Source organism: Bacillus sp. SIMBA_154 (assembly GCF_046536015.1).
Lineage (GTDB): Bacteria > Bacillota > Bacilli > Bacillales > Bacillaceae > Bacillus > Bacillus pumilus_P.
The window spans coordinates 1-234 of the sequence record NZ_JAWJBV010000679.1 but is presented as its reverse complement, the minus strand read 5'-3'; the positions used below and the strand labels follow the sequence as shown (position 1 = coordinate 234).

General features: G+C 39.3%; 1 protein-coding gene. It reads left to right on the top strand.

Annotated features, from left to right (window positions below; genetic code table 11):
* Nucleotides 1-222 (top strand): hypothetical protein (locus tag R0K30_RS23575; RefSeq protein ID WP_410613462.1); only part of this gene is annotated, 222 nt, incomplete at its 5' end.
* Between the last annotated feature and the right edge of the window lie 12 nt (nt 223-234).

Sequence of the window (234 nt, the reverse complement as noted above, 5' to 3'; positions counted from 1 at the left end):
ACATATAAGTACACACTTTTGAGAGGAAAAACAATGACTAATGCATCACAGTATACAAATAAACTTCTTCCGGGGAGTCGTTTCCCAAAGATTAATTGCCCTGTACTAAATAGTAACGAAGTAGAGTTAGGGCGTGTCCAGCAAGACGCTGCTTGGCAAATGGTGGTTGTGTATCGTGGCCAGCATTGTCCTATTTGTACGCAGTATCTAAATCAGTTATAAGAAATTAAACAG